The organism is Pseudomonas sp. GW822-FHT06B12, from assembly GCF_058799675.1.
This window is the reverse complement of the sequence record NZ_JBXALR010000006.1, coordinates 386,032-401,966: the sequence shown is the minus strand read 5'-3', so window position 1 is coordinate 401,966 and position 15,935 is coordinate 386,032. Positions and strand designations below refer to the sequence as shown.

Here is a 15,935-nt window from a genome sequence, read left to right as displayed (position 1 = left end):
AAAATTCTTCCTTGAACTCAATTTATTTACAACTTAATCCACAACCAAATTAAAAACACGAGACAAATTAGCGGCATGACCTTTAATGGTTTCCCAAGGTGCCACCACCGCCTGAATATCCATAACCAGCAAGCTCAGGTCAAATGCGTTATCCACTTCGAACAGCCGCTCTCGAGACTCCTCGACGTTCATCCAGATAATGGCCCAGACGTCCTCCAGATTTTTCGCCCCCCGTTCGGCATCGATCATCTGCGACTTCATATTTTCCAGCCGTACGCGCAGTTCCATCAATAGCTTGGACAAGCGCGCCTTATCCATTGTCTTGAGCAAGTTATCCCGCGTCTCGATCAAGCTGTTTTTCTCTGCCCTGGTCGCTTCTGCCTTCGAACCAAAAATACCGCCGGTGATAGCAACGCCAATGGGGCCAAATACCAATCCGGTAAAGGCATACCCCACCAGACTGTCGTACTCCTTGAGTTTCTCGGCAATACGCTCATCCAGTTCTTTTATTTCGACTCTCAGTTGCTCTTCCTCTGCGACCTGATCAAAACCGGCTTGCTTCACATCGCTGAGCTTTGCTTCGACGAGGGGCAACAGGTCTTCGGTGATCTTGCGGGAGAACTCCGTCGCCAGTGCCTTTACCGCGCTGATCCTGCGACAGAAACTCTCGATATCGTTTTTCATCCGAGTGAAGTATTTGTCCAGGTTCTCGACTTTTTCAGTGGCCGAGCTCCCCAACGGGATTGCGGCCATCTCGGCCCGTTCCCCCTCCGTCAACGTGTCAATCGTACCGGTCAGATCCTTGTACCCCTGAAAGCTTTTAAGATGATCCACTATCAGGTTTCCGGTATTGATAAACCCGCGGGAAAATAGATCCAGCCGCCCTCCAAGATCCTTGGTATCACGTTCAAGGGTTCCCCAGGACAGTGCATGCTGGTGAATTTTCTGATGAAGGTTCTGTATGTCTGCCGGTTCCAATCCCTCTCGACCTGATCTGATGTAACCCAACTGACGCTCAATGGGAGTCAGGTCGACCGGTAATGCCAAGGCGGCTTTTACATAACGTTTGATGGCCACAATATTGTGTTTCTGAACAACAAATGTTCCGTCCTTATAAGAATCTCCATTTTTGCCCACCATGACACCAAAGTATTGAACCGGCACGTACTTTGCCGCATCACTTATATTATCTATACCTTCCAGATCGGTAACGGCTTGAATGGCTGTCGACCTCAGCCTTTCCTGAAGTTTCTTCTGAAGCTCTTCCTTTGTTTCTACAATCATTTATCACCTCCATATAGTGAGGGCAAACCGCCTCAAACAACCTCCTTTTCACAAGTCTTGGTCGCGTGCCTCGCCACCAAAACCAGAACACAACACTAATAGCGCACACGCGAAGCCACAAGTTCGCCGCCCGCTCCACACATCGTAGGAATAAACCCGCCATGACACGAAGCATCAACAATGAAAACATCTAGAAAAACAACACACTGACCAATACAACCCCGCGCCATCCAAAGCCTCTAGATGCGCACATTCGAAGTAAAATAAAAATTAATACCTAACAATTCCCAAAAAACAAAACGCAACAAAACCCATTACTCGCCATTTTTTTCAACATTAAACTTCACTAACAACAAAAATCTTAATCAATACCCCCCATTGCCGAGCAGTATTAGTTGAGCATTAATAAACAGCAAAAAGCACGGACCTCCCATAGGATAGTCCGTGCTTTGAGGACCGATCAGTAACCGACAGTAAACCGCTGACGGCTATGCGCAGGCTTCTCGACTTCATCGAGCATCGCAATCGCGTAGTCGGCGAAGGTGATCCAGCTCTTGCCTTCGGCGCTCACCAGCAGGTCATCCTTGCCCACACGGAAGGTGCCGGTACGCTCGCCTTCGACGAACAGCGCCGACGGTGAAAGGAAGGTCCAGTCCAGATCCTTTTCCTGACGCAAGGTGTCGAGGTAGACGCCACCGGCAGTGGCCTCGGCCTTGTACTCTTCAGGGAAGTTCGGGGATTCGATGACTTTGCTGCCATCCGGCACCAACAGCGAACCGGCACCGCCGACCACCAGCAGACGCTTCACGCCAGCCTTTTTGACCGGCTCGATAATCGCCTTGGCCGGGATCGTCGAAAAGTGCGCCGCGCTGATCACCACATCAACACCTGCAACAGCCGCTTGCAATGCTGCGCCGTCGGCAACGTCAACATTCCTGGTGACGACACCGGCACGCGGGCTGATTTTCGAGGTGTCGCGGGCAATAGCCGTAACGCTGTGACCGCGACGCAGGGCTTCTTCCAGCAGTTGGCTACCGGCACGGCCGGTAGCGCCAATGATTGCGATCTTGCTCATGAGATTCTCCAGTTCAGGTGTGACGCGGAGCGTCACGGGCTGCATTCCCACGCAGAGCGTGGGAACGATCAATCAAGGGGTAAAACGAGTTACCACTTCATCTCGCCTTTGGCGACTTTGGCGCTCAGCTCAAGCGAGCTTTCTTCGCCGAGGTTCGGGTAACGCTTTTTCATCGCAGCAATCAGCTCGACCGAGTCTTTGGCCTTGGCGGTTTCTTCATCGAAGGCCTTGATGTAGTCGGCGGTGAAGTGCACGGCGGCCAGCGAACGTGCGCTGTCACCCAGGTAATGACCTGGAACGATGGTGTTCGGTTTCAGGCTTTCGATGGTCTTCAGGGTAGTCAACCAATCGGCGTGGGACTGTGCAGTTTGGGTATCGGCCATCCACACGTGGATGTTTTCCGCCACTACCACACCACCGACCACGGCTTTGATCGACGGGATCCAGACAAAGGTTCGATCCGGTTGTTTGCCGTCCAGGCCGATGATGTCGAGCTTCTTGCCTTCCAGGGTCAGGCTGTGGCCCTTGAGCACGCCCGGCACGATGGTTTTGGCCGGTACATCGGCGCCCATTTTCGGCCCCCAGAACGCGACTTTGCCTTCAACGGTGGCCTTGATGTGATCAACCGTCGGCTGCGAAGCCAACACTTTGGCTTTAGGGAAAGCGGCAGTGAGGGTGTCCAGGCCGAAGTAGTAATCCGGGTCACCGTGGCTGATGTAGATGGTGGTCAGTTGCTTGCCGCTGGCGCGGATTTTTTCCACCACCTGCTCGGCCTGGGATTTGCCGAATTGCGCATCCACCAGAATCGCTTCTTTCTCGCCGCTGACCAGTACCGAGGTCACCGGGAAGATCGCTGCCGTACCTGGGTTGTAAACATCCAGGGTCAGTGCCGGGGTGGCGGCGGCCGCATGAGCGGCAAAACCCAGGGTGGCGCTGGCGAGTAAAAGACGCTTGAGAGAAGTGAAGCCGATCATGGTGCTGCTCCGTTATGCATAAGCCGTGTTTGGCGGTGGGACAGAGCTTAGTTGCCTGAGTCAGTACAAAAAATGCGATGCTTGAACATAGTTTGTTTCTGAAAGCGGGCAAATCATGGATCGTCTTCAAGCAATGCGGGTGTTCGTCACCGTCGTCGACCTCGGCAGCCAGTCAGCCGCGGCCGATCATCTGGACCTGTCGCGCCCGGTGGTGTCGCGCTATCTGGCCGAACTGGAGGACTGGGTCGGGGCGCGCTTGATGCACCGCACCACGCGCAAATTGAGCCTGACCGCCGCCGGCACCGAGATCCTTCCGCGCTGCCGACAGATGCTCGATTTGTCGAGCGACATGCAGGCCGCCGTCAGCGAACCGGACGACGCGCCACGCGGCTTGCTGCGCATCAGCGTCAGCACCTCGTTCGGCCAGGCGCAACTGGCCGACGCCATGGCGGCGTACGTCAAACGTTTTCCGGGGGTCTGCATCGACCTGCAAATGCTCGATCGCACAGTGAACCTGGTGGATGAGCGCATCGATCTGGCGATTCGTACCAGCAACGACCTGGACCCGAACCTGATCGCCCGGCGGCTGACGGTTTGCCGCTCAGTGATCTGCGCCTCCCCCGCCTACTTGCGCGAACACCCGACGCCGCAACGGGTGGAAGACTTGAGCCAGCACAATTGCCTGACCCACTCCTACTTCGGCAAAAGCCTCTGGCATTTCGAACAGGACGGTGAGCAGGTTTCAGTGCCGGTGCAGGGCAACATCAGCGCCAACGAGGCCAGCACTCTGCTGCGCGCAGCAATGGCCGGTGCCGGCGTAGCGATGCTGCCCAGCTACCAGGCCGGCGTGCATATCCACAGCGGTGAACTGGTGCGCCTGCTGCCTGACGCCGAACCCCGGCAGATGAACATGTACGCGGTGTACGCCTCACGCAAACACATGCCGGCCGCATTGCGCAGCATGCTGGATTTTCTGGTGTTGAGGTTTCCCGAAGAACCTGCGTGGGATGTGGGGCTTTGAAGCAGCGACAAGTTGTAAGCTTCAAGCTGCAAGCAAGAGCTCAACGCGCTCGGCTTGTACTTGTAGCTTGCCGCTTGGAGCTTGCAGCTGCCCCCCTCTGACCTATGCTGATATCAGTACCCCTCAAGAAATAAGGGGTACGGGTTCAGAGGTCAGCGCCATGAACGTCAAAACCAGAAGGTATCTCGCGATCTTTATCACCTGCACCGCCGCGCTGGCGTTGTATGGCACTGCGGCCTACCGCGTTGAACAGGCCCGGCAGTTGCCGCGCGATTACGCCAGCTGCAACTTCGAACGGTGCATTCCACACACCGCGACCCTGAACCTCAAGTAACGAGGGTGGTTTCTTAACCCTCGCTGTCCTGATCGGCTTTCAAGCGATCGCGAAACGCCTTCGGTGAGATCCCGACGCGGCGCCGAAACAGCCGCGTGAAATTGGTCGGGTCGGAGAACCCCAACACATCGGACATCTCGTAAATCGTCATGCTGGTGTAGGTCAGCAGTCGCTTGGCCTCCAGCAACTGACGCTCATGCATGATCTGCAACGCCGGTTGCCCCGCCAGTTCGCGGCAGGTGCCGTTGAGGTGGGACACGGAAATCCCCAGCCGGTGTGCCAGATCCTCGACCTTCACGTGCTGGCGATAATTCTCTTCCACCAGTTGAATAAACCCGTTGAGATATTCCCGTGCACGCTGTGGTCGCTGACTGGCGGTGCGGCGCTGGATCACCTGACGGCTGACCCACACCATGATCACGCTGACCAGCGAGTGCATGAGCATTTCGCGTGCGGGCTGGTGCCCGACGTATTCATTCTGCAGGGCTGAAAACAGGCTGTTGAGGTAGTCCGCGTCGCTACCTGCCGAGTAGCTCTCCGCCAGCGCCAGGGCGTTCACCGAATTGCCCAGCTGCGCTTGAAGATGAGCCACCAGCGGTGCAGCGAGCGTCACCACAAACCCTTCTACATCTTCGGAAAAACGAAAACCGTGTACCGACAGCGGTGGCAGGATCTGGATCGCGGCTTCTCCCAGCTGCGTTCGCTGGCCCTCGATCTCAAGCTCCGCCTGGCCTTTGTACACAAACAGTAATTGACATAAATCGGCATGCCGATGGGGTTTGATTTCCCATTGGTGTTCGCGGCTGCGTTTGGAAATGGTTTCGCAATGCAACAAGTCAGGGGTCGGCCAGTCCAGGCTCTCGCCATAGAGTTTGAATACAGGAATCGAAGGAAGGGCAGGCTTGTTCATAACTTCAGTCCAGGCCTCAGCATAACGGGCGATAATCGCCCCGATTGGCGAAATGTACAGGTATCGGCTCAGTTTTCACCTTCAATTGACAGACTCACAAGAGAAAAATGCAAGCACTCGATTCATAAAAACCATTCACCGACTTTGTCCGCGTGAAGCTTGCGAGCCATAACAACAATGAAAACCCTCAAAACCCAAGTCGCCATAATCGGCGCCGGCCCCTCTGGCCTGCTGCTCGGCCAGTTGTTGCATAACGCCGGCATCGCCACGGTCATTGTCGAACGGCAGACGCCTGAATATGTACTGGGGCGAATCCGCGCCGGAGTCCTGGAACAGGGCATGGTCGATCTGTTGCGCCAGGCCGGGGTCAGCCAGCGCATGGACACTGAAGGTCTGGTGCATGGCGGCTTCCAGCTAGCCCTCGGTGGACGCCAGGTGCACATCGACCTGCACGCGCTGACCGAAGGCAAAACCGTGATGATCTACGGCCAGACGGAAGTGACCCGCGACTTGATGGCCGCCCGTGAGTTGGCCGGAGCATCGACCCTCTACGAAGCCAGCAACGTGGTGCCCCACGGGATGAAATCCGCCGAGCCGTTCCTGACCTTTGAAAAGGACGGCGAAACCTGGCGTCTGGACTGCAACTACATCGCCGGTTGCGACGGCTTTCATGGCGTGGCGCGGCAGTCGATTCCCGCCGACACACTGAAGGTATTCGAGCGGGTCTACCCGTTTGGCTGGCTCGGCATTCTCGCCGACACCCCGCCGGTCCACGATGAACTGGTGTACGCGCGGCATGCCCGTGGCTTTGCGTTGTGCAGCATGCGCTCGACCACGCGTACTCGTTATTACCTGCAGGTGCCCGCTGATGAAAAGGTCGAGGACTGGTCCGATCAGCGTTTCTGGGATGAGCTGAAATCGCGTCTGCCACAGGTCCTCGCCGATAACCTGGTCAGCGGGCCGTCGATCGAAAAAAGCATCGCGCCGCTGCGCAGTTTTGTGGTCGAGCCAATGCAGTACGGACGGATGTTCCTGGTCGGCGATGCCGCGCATATCGTCCCGCCCACAGGCGCAAAAGGCCTGAACCTGGCCGCCAGCGATGTCAGCACCTTGTACAACATTCTGCTCAAGGTCTACCGCGACGGTCGCACCGAGTTGCTGGAGAAGTACTCCGAAATCTGTCTGCGCCGGGTCTGGAAGGCCGAACGGTTTTCCTGGTGGATGACTTCGATGCTGCACACCTTCGAAGGCAACGATGCCTTTAGCCAACGCATCAGCGAGTCGGAACTCGAGTACTTCGTCGACTCCGAAGCCGGGCGAAAAACCATTGCAGAAAATTACGTCGGCCTTCCGTACGAGGCTATCGAATAGCCTGCTATCGACTTACACTGGCGAGCATCCCCGCTCGCCCTTTTCCTTGCGGGTCAATCAGCGCCCGCAGGTTTTACCCGTGACCAATCTGAACCAGCCTGACTCCACCAAACCGGCCATCCGCAGTGTGCTGATCGCCCTGATGCTGGCGATCTTTCTCGGGGCGCTGGATCAAACCATCGTGGCCGTGTCGATGCCGGCGATTTCCGCCCAGTTCAAGGATGTCAGCCTGCTGGCCTGGGTGATTTCCGGCTACATGGTGGCGATGACCGTGGCGGTGCCGATCTATGGCAAGCTCGGCGACCTTTATGGCCGTCGGCGGCTGATGCTGTTCGGCATGGGGTTGTTCACGTTGGCCTCGGTGTTTTGCGGCATGGCCCAGAGCATGGAGCAACTTGTCCTCGCCAGGATCTTTCAGGGCATCGGCGCCGGCGGGATGATTTCGGTCAGTCAGGCGATCATCGGCGACATCGTGCCGCCCCGTGAACGCGGACGTTATCAGGGTTATTTCAGCAGCATGTACGCGATGGCCAGCGTGGCCGGGCCGGTGCTCGGCGGTTACATGACCGAGTACCTGTCGTGGCGCTGGGTGTTTCTGATCAACCTGCCGCTGGGCCTGGGTGCCTGGCTGGTGGCCAACCGCACGCTGGTGGGTTTGCCGGTGCCGCAGCGCAAGCCGATTATCGACTACCTCGGCACATTGCTGATGATCATCGGCCTCACCGCGTTGCTGCTGGGCATCACTGAGATCGGCCAGGGGCATTCGTGGCGCAGCAGCGAAGTGCTCGAGTTGCTGGCGTGTGCGCTGCTGACCCTGGCGCTGTTCGTCTGGCATGAACGTCGGGCGCGCGAGCCATTGCTGCCGATGCACCTGTTCGCCAATCGCAACGCGATCCTCTGCTGGTGCACGATTTTTTTCACCAGTTTCCAGGCGATTTCACTGATCGTGCTGATGCCGCTGCGCTTCCAGAGCGTCACCGGGGCCGGGGCCGACAGTGCGGCGCTGCACCTGTTGCCGCTGGCGATGGGGTTACCGATGGGCGCCTATTTCGCCGGTCGCCGGACCTCGGTGACCGGTCGCTACAAACCGATGATCCTGACGGGCGCCCTGCTCACCCCGATCGCAATTCTCGGCATGGCGTTCAGCCCGCCGCAAGCAATGATCAGCAGCAGTTGCTTCATGTTGCTCTGCGGCATCGCCGCCGGCATGCAGTTCCCGACGTCATTGGTCGGTACGCAAAACTCGGTGGAACAACGGGACATCGGCGTCGCCACCAGCACCACCAACCTGTTTCGCGCACTCGGCGGCGCGGTGGGGGTAGCGTTGATGTCGGCGTTGTTGCTGGCGCTGTTGCAGGATTCGAGCTTCGCCCATTTGACCGGCTCAGCGCTGATCGCCGAGGGCCGCTCCGGGAACGTGCTGCTCGACGGCTTGAACGCCGCACCGGGCGACGCGCAAAACGCCTTGCGCGCCCAACTGCTGCTGACCTTCCAGCATTTGCTGATGGTCAGCGCGGCGGTGTCGTTGCTGGGTTTGGCGGCGGCGATTGCGATGCCGAACATGCTGTTGCGCGGGCGGGAAGACAAGGTTCGATAGATAGACCGCGTCGCCTTCATTCGCGAGCAAGCTCGCTCCCACACTGGATCGTCTCTGTTCGCCAAATCTCGGGCGAATGCTGATCTAATGTGGGAGCGAGCTTGCTCGCGAATGCGGTGGGTCAGAGATCACAACATCAAGGCCGAGCGTTGATCTGCTGCTGCAGATTCTGAATCTGGCTCTGCAAGGTGGTGATGTTGCGCGTGACCTGACCGCGGAAGGCGTCGAATTCGGCGACGTTGGCGCTGCTGCCTTGAGAGGCGGCCGGGCGGTTGTCCTGTTGGCTTTTGATCACCACCAGCTCTTGCTCCAGACGCTCGATGGCCGCGCTCGGGTTGCCCTGCTTCTTCAACGCGACGATATCGGCGCCGAGACTTTTCAGCTGGGCGTCAAATTTGCTGGTGTCGGTCGGGGTGTTTTTCAGGGCTGTCAGTTCAGCGCTCAGGGCTTTCAGGTCAGTTTGCAACTGAGAGTTGACGGTATGTTGCTCGACGCTTTGCGCAGCGATCTGTGCCAGGCGCTTGTCCAGGTCAGACGCCTGACCGACCACGCCCTGCTGCTGTTGGTTCTGCTCCAGCAGCCTGGTTTCCAGTTGCTTGATTTTCAGTTTCAGCGCTTCGCTGTCGCTGGTAACGTTCGACTGACTGGCGACCACTTTGCCGGAAATGTCCTGCAAGCGCCCCGCGGCTTCCTCGCTGATGCGGGCGAAGCTTTCCTGAGTCGCGACCAATTGCTGTTCCATCAACGAGATCTGCTGAAAGCTCCACCAGGCAAGGCCGGCGAAGGCGAAAACCAATGCGCCGACCAAGGCCCACAGCGGCCCGGTGCTCGGGACTTTGGCCTTGGGCGCCGTCCGCGCATGCACGCTGGTATGTTCACGGGGTTTGGCGGTGATCGGAAAATCGTCGTCATCAAGGGTGTCGGCACGCAGGCTCGGTACATCATCGAAGTCGTCGTTGGCATCGTTACGCATGGACATGAGGCAACCTTTCTGAACCACAGTGATGGCTAAATGCGACGAGTATAAACCCTGAATTCGCCGCCTTGATCGACCTTGATCCGCGAGCTCGGTTCAGTGTTTATTTTGCGCCCGGGTCCTGAGCCTTCCACCAGCCGCAAAACTCATCGAGCGCCGTCCACAGACTGACCTTGGGATCGTAGTCCAGATAATGCCGGGCGCGGCTGATATCGAGGGTGAAGTTTTTGTTCATTACCTGCATGCCCAAGCGTGACAGCGTCGGTTCTGGACGTCCCGGCCAAAGTGCGCAAAAGCCCTCGTTCAGCGCCGCAACGCTGTAGGCCAATCCATAGGAACGGTGGCGAGTCACCTGTGGGACGTCCATTTGACGCATCACGTAATTGACCACATCCCACAGCGGCACCGGCGCACCGTTGCTGATGTTGTAGACCTTGCCAAGCGCGGAGCCCGTCGCCAGTAAACAGCTGAGCATGGCCTCGTTGAGGTTCTGCATGCTGGTGAAATCGACCTTGTTCAGGCCGTTGCCGATGATCGCCAAACGCCCTTTGCGCTGCATGTTCAGCAGACGCGGGAAGATGCTCATATCACCTGCTCCGGTGACAAAACGCGGGCGCAGGGCCAACACTTCGAGACCGAACTCCTGAGCGCCGAAGACCTTTTGCTCAGCCAGGTATTTGGTCGCCGCATAAGGATGCTTGAAGCGCTTGGGCACTTGCTCTTCGGTCAGCCCCAGGTGATCGCGGCCATCGAAGTAGATCGAGGGTGACGACAAGTGCACCAGCCGCCGGACGTTTTGCTTCAGGCAGGCTTCGACGACGTTTTCGGTGACCAGCACGTTGCCCTGATGAAAGTCCTGATAACGCCCCCAAAGCCCGACAGCGCCAGCGCAATGCACCACGGCTTCGACGTCCGCGCACAGCTCGCGAACCAGTTCCGGATCAGTCAAGTCGCCCTGGACAAACTCTGCACCCCGCCGTACCAGATGTTCGACGCCTTCGGCCCGACGGCCGTTGACCCGTACGTCCAGGCCCTGCTCCAGGGCGAATCGCGCAAAGCGCCCGCCAATGAAGCCGCTTGCGCCGGTGACCAGAATTTTCATGCATTGCTCCTACAGATGCAGCTCCTAGCGTCAAGCTACAAGCTGCAAGTTAAAACCGGTCCGCAAGCTCTTTACTTGCGGCTTGCAGCTTGACGCTTACTGCTGCTCCCAGGGCACCAGCCACTGTTTAGATAAACGCACCAGATGCTCGGTGAGTAACCCCAGCAACTGGCCACCATTGCGCCAATGATGCCAGTACAACGGCACATCGATCGGTTTATCTGGCAATAACTCCACCAGTACACCGCGCTCCAGCTGTTCGCGCACTTGCAACTCCGGCACCAGCCCCCAGCCCAGACCGACTTCAGTCAGGCGGATGAAGCCTTCGGATGACGGGCACAAATGATGTTCGAAACCACCGTCCACGCCCAATGACGCCAGGTAGCGATGCTGCAAAAAATCATCCGGGCCAAACACCAGTGCCGGCGTGCGGGCCAACTGATCGGCCCTCACGCCTTGGGGAAAATGTCGGGCAATAAATGCCGGGCTGGCCAGGGCGCGATAACGCATGGCGCCTAGCAACACGCTACGGGCACCCGCCACCGGGCGTTCGCTGGCACACACGCACGCCGCCACTTCACCGGCGCGCATGCGTTTGAGGCCGACGGTCTGGTCCTCCACCACCAGGTCGAGCAATAGATGTTGCTCAGCGCAAAAGTCGCCCACCGCCTCGGCCCACCACGTGGCCAGGCTGTCGGCATTGAGGGCGATACGCAGGCGTTCCGGCAAGCCTTCTTCGTCCAGCGCCGGCACCAGGCTTTGCAGGTCGCGCTCCAGCAAACGCACCTGCTGCACGTGGTTGAGCAAACGCCGGCCAATCTCGGTCGGTGCCGGCGGCGTGGCCCGCACCAGCACTGGCTGGCCGATGCGCGCTTCGAGCAACTTGATGCGCTGGGAGATCGCCGATTGCGACAACCCCAACACCTGAGCGGCGCGCTCGAACCCGGCCTGCTCAACCACCGCCGCAAGGGCGGACAGCAATTTATAGTCGAACATCAGTTTTCCTAATGAGCGATCAGCAATATTGGTTTTTCTTATACAGCCTGGGGCAGGAGAATGACCAGCAAGAACTCCTCAACAAGGATCAACGACATGGCTGGCGAAACCTCACTGAACACCCTGCTGCGCAGCATGAGCCCGCAGCTCAACGACGGCGAATACGTGTTCTGCACGATTCGCGACGGCCAGCTGCCCTACGACTGCGAGATCATCGGCAGCTTCCGCGAACAGGAAGGCCTGACGGTGATCCTGGAGCGCTCGCAAGCCGAGAAGGCCGGGTTGAGCTTCGACTACCTGGCGGCGTGGATCACCCTCAACGTGCATTCGGCCCTCGAAGCCGTCGGCCTGACCGCCGCATTCGCCACCGCCCTCGGCCAGGCCGGGATCAGTTGCAACGTGATTGCCGGCTATTACCACGACCATTTGTTTGTCGGCCAGGCCGACGCCAAACGCGCGATGTCGGTACTGCGGCAACTCGCGGCAAACGCGGAGTAAACCTTATGTGGCAAAGCTATGTGAACGGCCTGTTGGTCGCTGCGGGACTGATCATGGCGATCGGTACGCAAAATGCGTTCGTGCTGGCGCAAAGTTTGCGCCGCGAACATCACCTGCCGGTGGCCGCGCTCTGCGTGACCTGCGATGCGTTGCTGGTGGCCGCCGGGGTGTTCGGGCTGGCGACGGTGCTGGCGCAAAACCCGACGTTGCTGGCTATCGCCCGTTGGGGCGGCGCGGCCTTCCTGCTGTGGTATGGCAGCCTGGCACTGCGTCGCGCCTGTTCGAAGCAAAGCCTGCAACAGGGCGAAAATCAGACCGTGCGTTCATTGCGAGCGGTATTGCTCAGTGCACTGGCGGTGACGCTGCTCAACCCTCACGTGTATCTGGACACCGTATTGCTGATCGGTTCTCTCGGGGCACAACAGACAGTACCGGGCGCTTATGTAGTGGGCGCGGCCAGCGCGTCATTGCTGTGGTTTTTCACCCTGGCGCTGGGCGCCGCGTGGCTGGCGCCGTGGCTGGCACGCCCGAGCACCTGGCGGATTCTCGACCTGCTGGTGGCGGTGATGATGTTTACCGTGGCCTTTCAACTGATCACTGCGGCCTGATTATTCTCAAGGGCTCTGGAACCTCTATTCCACACAGTTGTTGCGTGGTTAAGCCGCCCCCCCGGTGCTATGATCCGACACCTGCGCCGCCAAAGAGTACAAACTCCCCGGCGCTTGTCTGGCCGCCCGTGATCGGCCTTGCGCTCACCGCAACTGACCTGATTAGGAGAATCACCATGGCTTTCGAATTGCCGCCACTGCCTTACGCACACGATGCACTGCAGCCGCACATTTCCAAGGAAACTCTGGAATATCACCACGACAAGCACCACAACACCTACGTCGTGAACCTGAACAACCTGGTGCCAGGCACCGAGTTCGAAGGCAAGACCCTGGAACAAATCGTCAAGACTTCTTCGGGTGGCATCTTCAACAACGCCGCTCAGGTCTGGAACCACACTTTCTACTGGAACTGCCTGGCGCCAAACGCCGGCGGTCAACCAACCGGCGCACTGGCTGAGGCCATCAACGCGGCTTTCGGTTCGTTCGACAAGTTCAAAGAAGAGTTCACCAAGACTTCGGTCGGCACCTTCGGTTCCGGTTGGGGCTGGCTGGTGAAAAAAGCTGACGGTTCCCTGGCCCTGGCCAGCACCATCGGCGCCGGCAACCCGCTGACCAGCGGCGACACCCCGCTGCTGACCTGCGACGTCTGGGAACACGCTTACTACATCGACTACCGCAACCTGCGTCCGAAGTACGTTGAAGCGTTCTGGAACCTGGTCAACTGGAAGTTCGTGGCTGAGCAGTTCGAAGGCAAAACCTTCACCGCTTAAGTCTGCTTGCAGTGAAAAAAACCCGGCATTGCCGGGTTTTTTTATGCCTGTGCCACGTGAAAGTCACCTGCAACACCTCGAAAACAAGCACTCCCTTGCCCCTGCGCCACAGCCGTCTACCATCAACCAGACACAAATATTCTCCCCAGCCCCTCAAGTTGCAGGAGCTGCCTACCGAAACACTACTAATGGGCTCTAATTGTCAGTACCCCGGCAATGCGGCCAAGCCTGCAGACAAAATCTACACGGCTTGATTGTCCCTTTGACTGCCATCACGGGATTGCCAATACTCATGGCAACTTGACGTTACCCGCACGGAACAAGGAATAACCCTTTGAAGCTGGAACTCAAAAACAGCTTGTCGGTGAAGTTGCTCCGGGTCGTGCTCCTGTCGGCATTGATCGTCGGTGTGGTTTTGAGCTGCGCGCAGATCGTTTTCGATGCTTATAAAACACGCCAGGCCGTGGCCAATGATGCCCAGCGCATTCTCGACATGTTTCGCGACCCCTCGACCCAGGCGGTGTACAGCCTCGATCGGGAAATGGGTATGCAGGTTATCGAAGGCCTGTTCCAGGACGACGCCGTGCGTATGGCTTCCATCGGCCATCCCAACGAAACCATGCTTGCGGAAAAGTCTCGTGAATTGCAGCACTCTCACAGCCGCTGGCTGACTGATCTCATTCTGGGCCAGGAACGCACGTTCACCACACAACTGGTGGGCCGTGGCCCCTACAGCGAATATTACGGCGACCTCAGCATCACCCTCGACACCGCCACCTACGGTCAGGGTTTTATTGTCAGCTCGGTGATCATCTTCATTTCCGGCGTGCTGCGAGCCATGGCCATGGGCCTGGTGCTGTACCTGGTTTATCACTGGCTGCTGACCAAACCGCTGTCGCGGATTATCGAACACCTGACCAACGTCAATCCCGACCGCCCCAGCGAACACAAGATCCCGCAGCTCAAGGGCCACGAAAAAAACGAGCTGGGGATCTGGATCAACACCGCCAATCAGTTGCTTGAGTCCATCGAACGCAATACTCACCTGCGCCACGAAGCCGAAAACAGTCTGCTGCGCATGGCTCAATATGATTTCCTCACGGGTCTGCCGAACCGTCAGCAATTGCAGCAGCAACTGGACAAGATTCTGGTCGACGCCGGTCGCCTGCAACGCCGGGTCGCTGTGTTGTGTGTGGGCCTGGACGATTTCAAAGGCATCAACGAGCAGTTCAGCTACCAGACCGGTGACCAATTGCTGCTGGCCCTGGCCGACCGTCTGCGTGCCCACAGCGGTCGTCTCGGCGCACTCGCCCGCCTGGGGGGCGATCAGTTCGCATTGGTTCAGGCCGACATCGAACAACCCTACGAAGCCGCCGAACTGGCGCAAAGCATCCTCGATGACCTGGAAGCGGCGTTTGCCCTCGATCATCAGGAAATCCGCCTGCGCGCAACCATCGGCATCACCCTGTTCCCGGAAGATGGCGACAGCACCGAGAAGCTGTTGCAGAAAGCCGAACAGACCATGACCCTGGCCAAGACCCGCTCGCGCAACCGTTATCAGTTCTACATCGCCAGCGTCGACAGCGAAATGCGCCGTCGCCGCGAACTGGAAAAAGACCTGCGCGACGCCCTCACCCGTAATCAGTTCTATCTGGTTTACCAACCGCAGATCAGCTACCGCGATCACCGGGTGGTCGGGGTCGAGGCGCTGATTCGCTGGCAACACCCGGAACACGGACTGGTGCCGCCGGATCTGTTCATTCCACTGGCCGAGCAGAACGGCACGATCATCGCCATCGGCGAATGGGTGCTCGACCAGGCCTGCCGACAGCTGCGCGAATGGCACGACCAGGGGTTCAGCGACTTGCGCATGGCGGTCAACCTGTCCACTGTGCAACTGCACCACGCCGAGCTGCCGCGGGTGGTCAACAACCTGCTGCAAATGTATCGCCTGCCGCCGCGCAGCCTGGAGCTGGAAGTCACCGAGACCGGCCTGATGGAAGACATCAGCACCGCCGCGCAGCACTTGCTCAGCCTGCGCCGCTCGGGGGCATTGATCGCAATCGACGACTTCGGGACCGGATACTCATCGCTGAGTTATCTGAAAAGCCTGCCGCTGGACAAGATCAAGATCGACAAGAGCTTCGTTCAGGACCTGCTCGACGACGACGACGATGCGACCATCGTTCGCGCGATCATCCAGCTCGGCAAAAGCCTTGGCATGCAGGTGATCGCCGAGGGTGTGGAAACGGTCGAACAAGAGACGTACATCATCTCCGAAGGCTGTCACGAAGGTCAGGGCTATCTCTACAGCAAACCGTTGCCAGCGCGGGAGCTGAGTGCTTATCTGAAACAGGCTCAGCGCAGTAATGCGTTGATCTTGTGATCTGACTCTGTCCCGTAGCAGGCGCAACTA

15 protein-coding genes are annotated in these 15,935 nt (G+C 58.4%); 8 read left to right on the top strand and 7 right to left on the bottom strand.

What is annotated here, in order from left to right; genetic code table 11:
• Nucleotides 1-33 precede the first annotated feature (33 nt).
• From AC1RKH_RS16425 to AC1RKH_RS16415, 3 genes are all read right to left on the bottom strand, one after another.
• The gene (locus AC1RKH_RS16425) at nucleotides 34-1,284 is read right to left on the bottom strand and encodes an alpha-xenorhabdolysin family binary toxin subunit A (RefSeq protein WP_493064019.1); all 1,251 of its coding nucleotides are present in this window, start codon (nucleotides 1,282-1,284) and stop codon (nucleotides 34-36) included.
• 460 nt (nucleotides 1,285-1,744) lie between these two features.
• The gene (locus AC1RKH_RS16420; protein WP_493064020.1) at nucleotides 1,745-2,359 is read right to left on the bottom strand and encodes an NAD(P)-dependent oxidoreductase; all 615 of its coding nucleotides are present in this window, start codon (nucleotides 2,357-2,359) and stop codon (nucleotides 1,745-1,747) included.
• An 89-nt stretch (nucleotides 2,360-2,448) separates the two neighbouring features.
• Entirely contained in the window at nucleotides 2,449-3,333 is an 885-nt protein-coding gene (locus tag AC1RKH_RS16415; RefSeq protein WP_493064021.1) for an MBL fold metallo-hydrolase, read from the bottom strand.
• A 115-nt stretch (nucleotides 3,334-3,448) separates the two neighbouring features.
• Here AC1RKH_RS16415 and AC1RKH_RS16410 point away from each other — a divergent pair, with 115 nt between their 5' ends.
• Both AC1RKH_RS16410 and AC1RKH_RS16405 read left to right on the top strand, forming a co-directional pair.
• On the top strand, nucleotides 3,449-4,354 hold the full coding sequence (locus AC1RKH_RS16410; protein ID WP_123425225.1) for a LysR family transcriptional regulator: 906 nt from the start codon (nucleotides 3,449-3,451) through the stop codon (nucleotides 4,352-4,354).
• Between the two features lie 160 nt (nucleotides 4,355-4,514).
• Nucleotides 4,515-4,688 carry a hypothetical protein gene (locus AC1RKH_RS16405; protein WP_185015334.1) on the top strand — a complete coding sequence of 58 codons (174 nt, stop codon included), beginning with the start codon at nucleotides 4,515-4,517 and terminating at the stop codon, nucleotides 4,686-4,688.
• A gap of 13 nt (nucleotides 4,689-4,701) precedes the next feature.
• Here AC1RKH_RS16405 and AC1RKH_RS16400 read toward each other — a convergent pair whose 3' ends face one another.
• Complete coding sequence (locus AC1RKH_RS16400) at nucleotides 4,702-5,598, bottom strand: helix-turn-helix domain-containing protein (RefSeq protein ID WP_493064022.1); 897 nt, start codon at nucleotides 5,596-5,598, stop codon at nucleotides 4,702-4,704.
• A gap of 177 nt (nucleotides 5,599-5,775) precedes the next feature.
• Between AC1RKH_RS16400 and pobA the strand changes: the two genes are divergently transcribed.
• The gene (pobA, locus tag AC1RKH_RS16395) at nucleotides 5,776-6,969 is read left to right on the top strand and encodes a 4-hydroxybenzoate 3-monooxygenase (RefSeq protein WP_493064023.1); all 1,194 of its coding nucleotides are present in this window, start codon (nucleotides 5,776-5,778) and stop codon (nucleotides 6,967-6,969) included.
• 79 nt (nucleotides 6,970-7,048) lie between these two features.
• Nucleotides 7,049-8,566: an MDR family MFS transporter gene (locus AC1RKH_RS16390; protein WP_493064024.1), complete on the top strand. Its 1,518-nt coding sequence runs from the start codon at nucleotides 7,049-7,051 to the stop codon at nucleotides 8,564-8,566.
• Between the two features lie 136 nt (nucleotides 8,567-8,702).
• Here the strand turns inward: AC1RKH_RS16390 and AC1RKH_RS16385 are convergent, their stop codons facing one another.
• The 3 genes from AC1RKH_RS16385 to AC1RKH_RS16375 all read right to left on the bottom strand — a co-directional run bounded on the left by AC1RKH_RS16385 (nucleotide 8,703) and on the right by AC1RKH_RS16375 (nucleotide 11,640).
• Nucleotides 8,703-9,545 (bottom strand): ATPase, encoded by an 843-nt coding sequence (locus AC1RKH_RS16385; protein ID WP_493064025.1) that lies wholly within the window; start codon nucleotides 9,543-9,545, stop codon nucleotides 8,703-8,705.
• A gap of 100 nt (nucleotides 9,546-9,645) precedes the next feature.
• Nucleotides 9,646-10,644 (bottom strand): NAD-dependent epimerase/dehydratase family protein, encoded by a 999-nt coding sequence (locus AC1RKH_RS16380; protein ID WP_493064026.1) that lies wholly within the window; start codon nucleotides 10,642-10,644, stop codon nucleotides 9,646-9,648.
• Between the two features lie 96 nt (nucleotides 10,645-10,740).
• Nucleotides 10,741-11,640 (bottom strand): LysR family transcriptional regulator ArgP, encoded by a 900-nt coding sequence (locus tag AC1RKH_RS16375; protein ID WP_493064027.1) that lies wholly within the window; start codon nucleotides 11,638-11,640, stop codon nucleotides 10,741-10,743.
• Nucleotides 11,641-11,736: 96 nt separating this feature from the next.
• Here AC1RKH_RS16375 and AC1RKH_RS16370 point away from each other — a divergent pair, with 96 nt between their 5' ends.
• The 4 genes from AC1RKH_RS16370 to AC1RKH_RS16355 all read left to right on the top strand — a co-directional run bounded on the left by AC1RKH_RS16370 (nucleotide 11,737) and on the right by AC1RKH_RS16355 (nucleotide 15,905).
• On the top strand, nucleotides 11,737-12,138 hold the full coding sequence (locus AC1RKH_RS16370; RefSeq protein WP_493064028.1) for an ACT domain-containing protein: 402 nt from the start codon (nucleotides 11,737-11,739) through the stop codon (nucleotides 12,136-12,138).
• 5 nt (nucleotides 12,139-12,143) lie between these two features.
• Nucleotides 12,144-12,746: a LysE/ArgO family amino acid transporter gene (locus AC1RKH_RS16365; protein ID WP_123425218.1), complete on the top strand. Its 603-nt coding sequence runs from the start codon at nucleotides 12,144-12,146 to the stop codon at nucleotides 12,744-12,746.
• Between the two features lie 176 nt (nucleotides 12,747-12,922).
• Entirely contained in the window at nucleotides 12,923-13,519 is a 597-nt protein-coding gene (locus tag AC1RKH_RS16360) for a superoxide dismutase (RefSeq protein WP_071553613.1), read from the top strand.
• Between the two features lie 334 nt (nucleotides 13,520-13,853).
• Nucleotides 13,854-15,905 (top strand): putative bifunctional diguanylate cyclase/phosphodiesterase, encoded by a 2,052-nt coding sequence (locus AC1RKH_RS16355; RefSeq protein WP_493064029.1) that lies wholly within the window; start codon nucleotides 13,854-13,856, stop codon nucleotides 15,903-15,905.
• The last annotated feature ends 30 nt before the right edge of the window (nucleotides 15,906-15,935 follow it).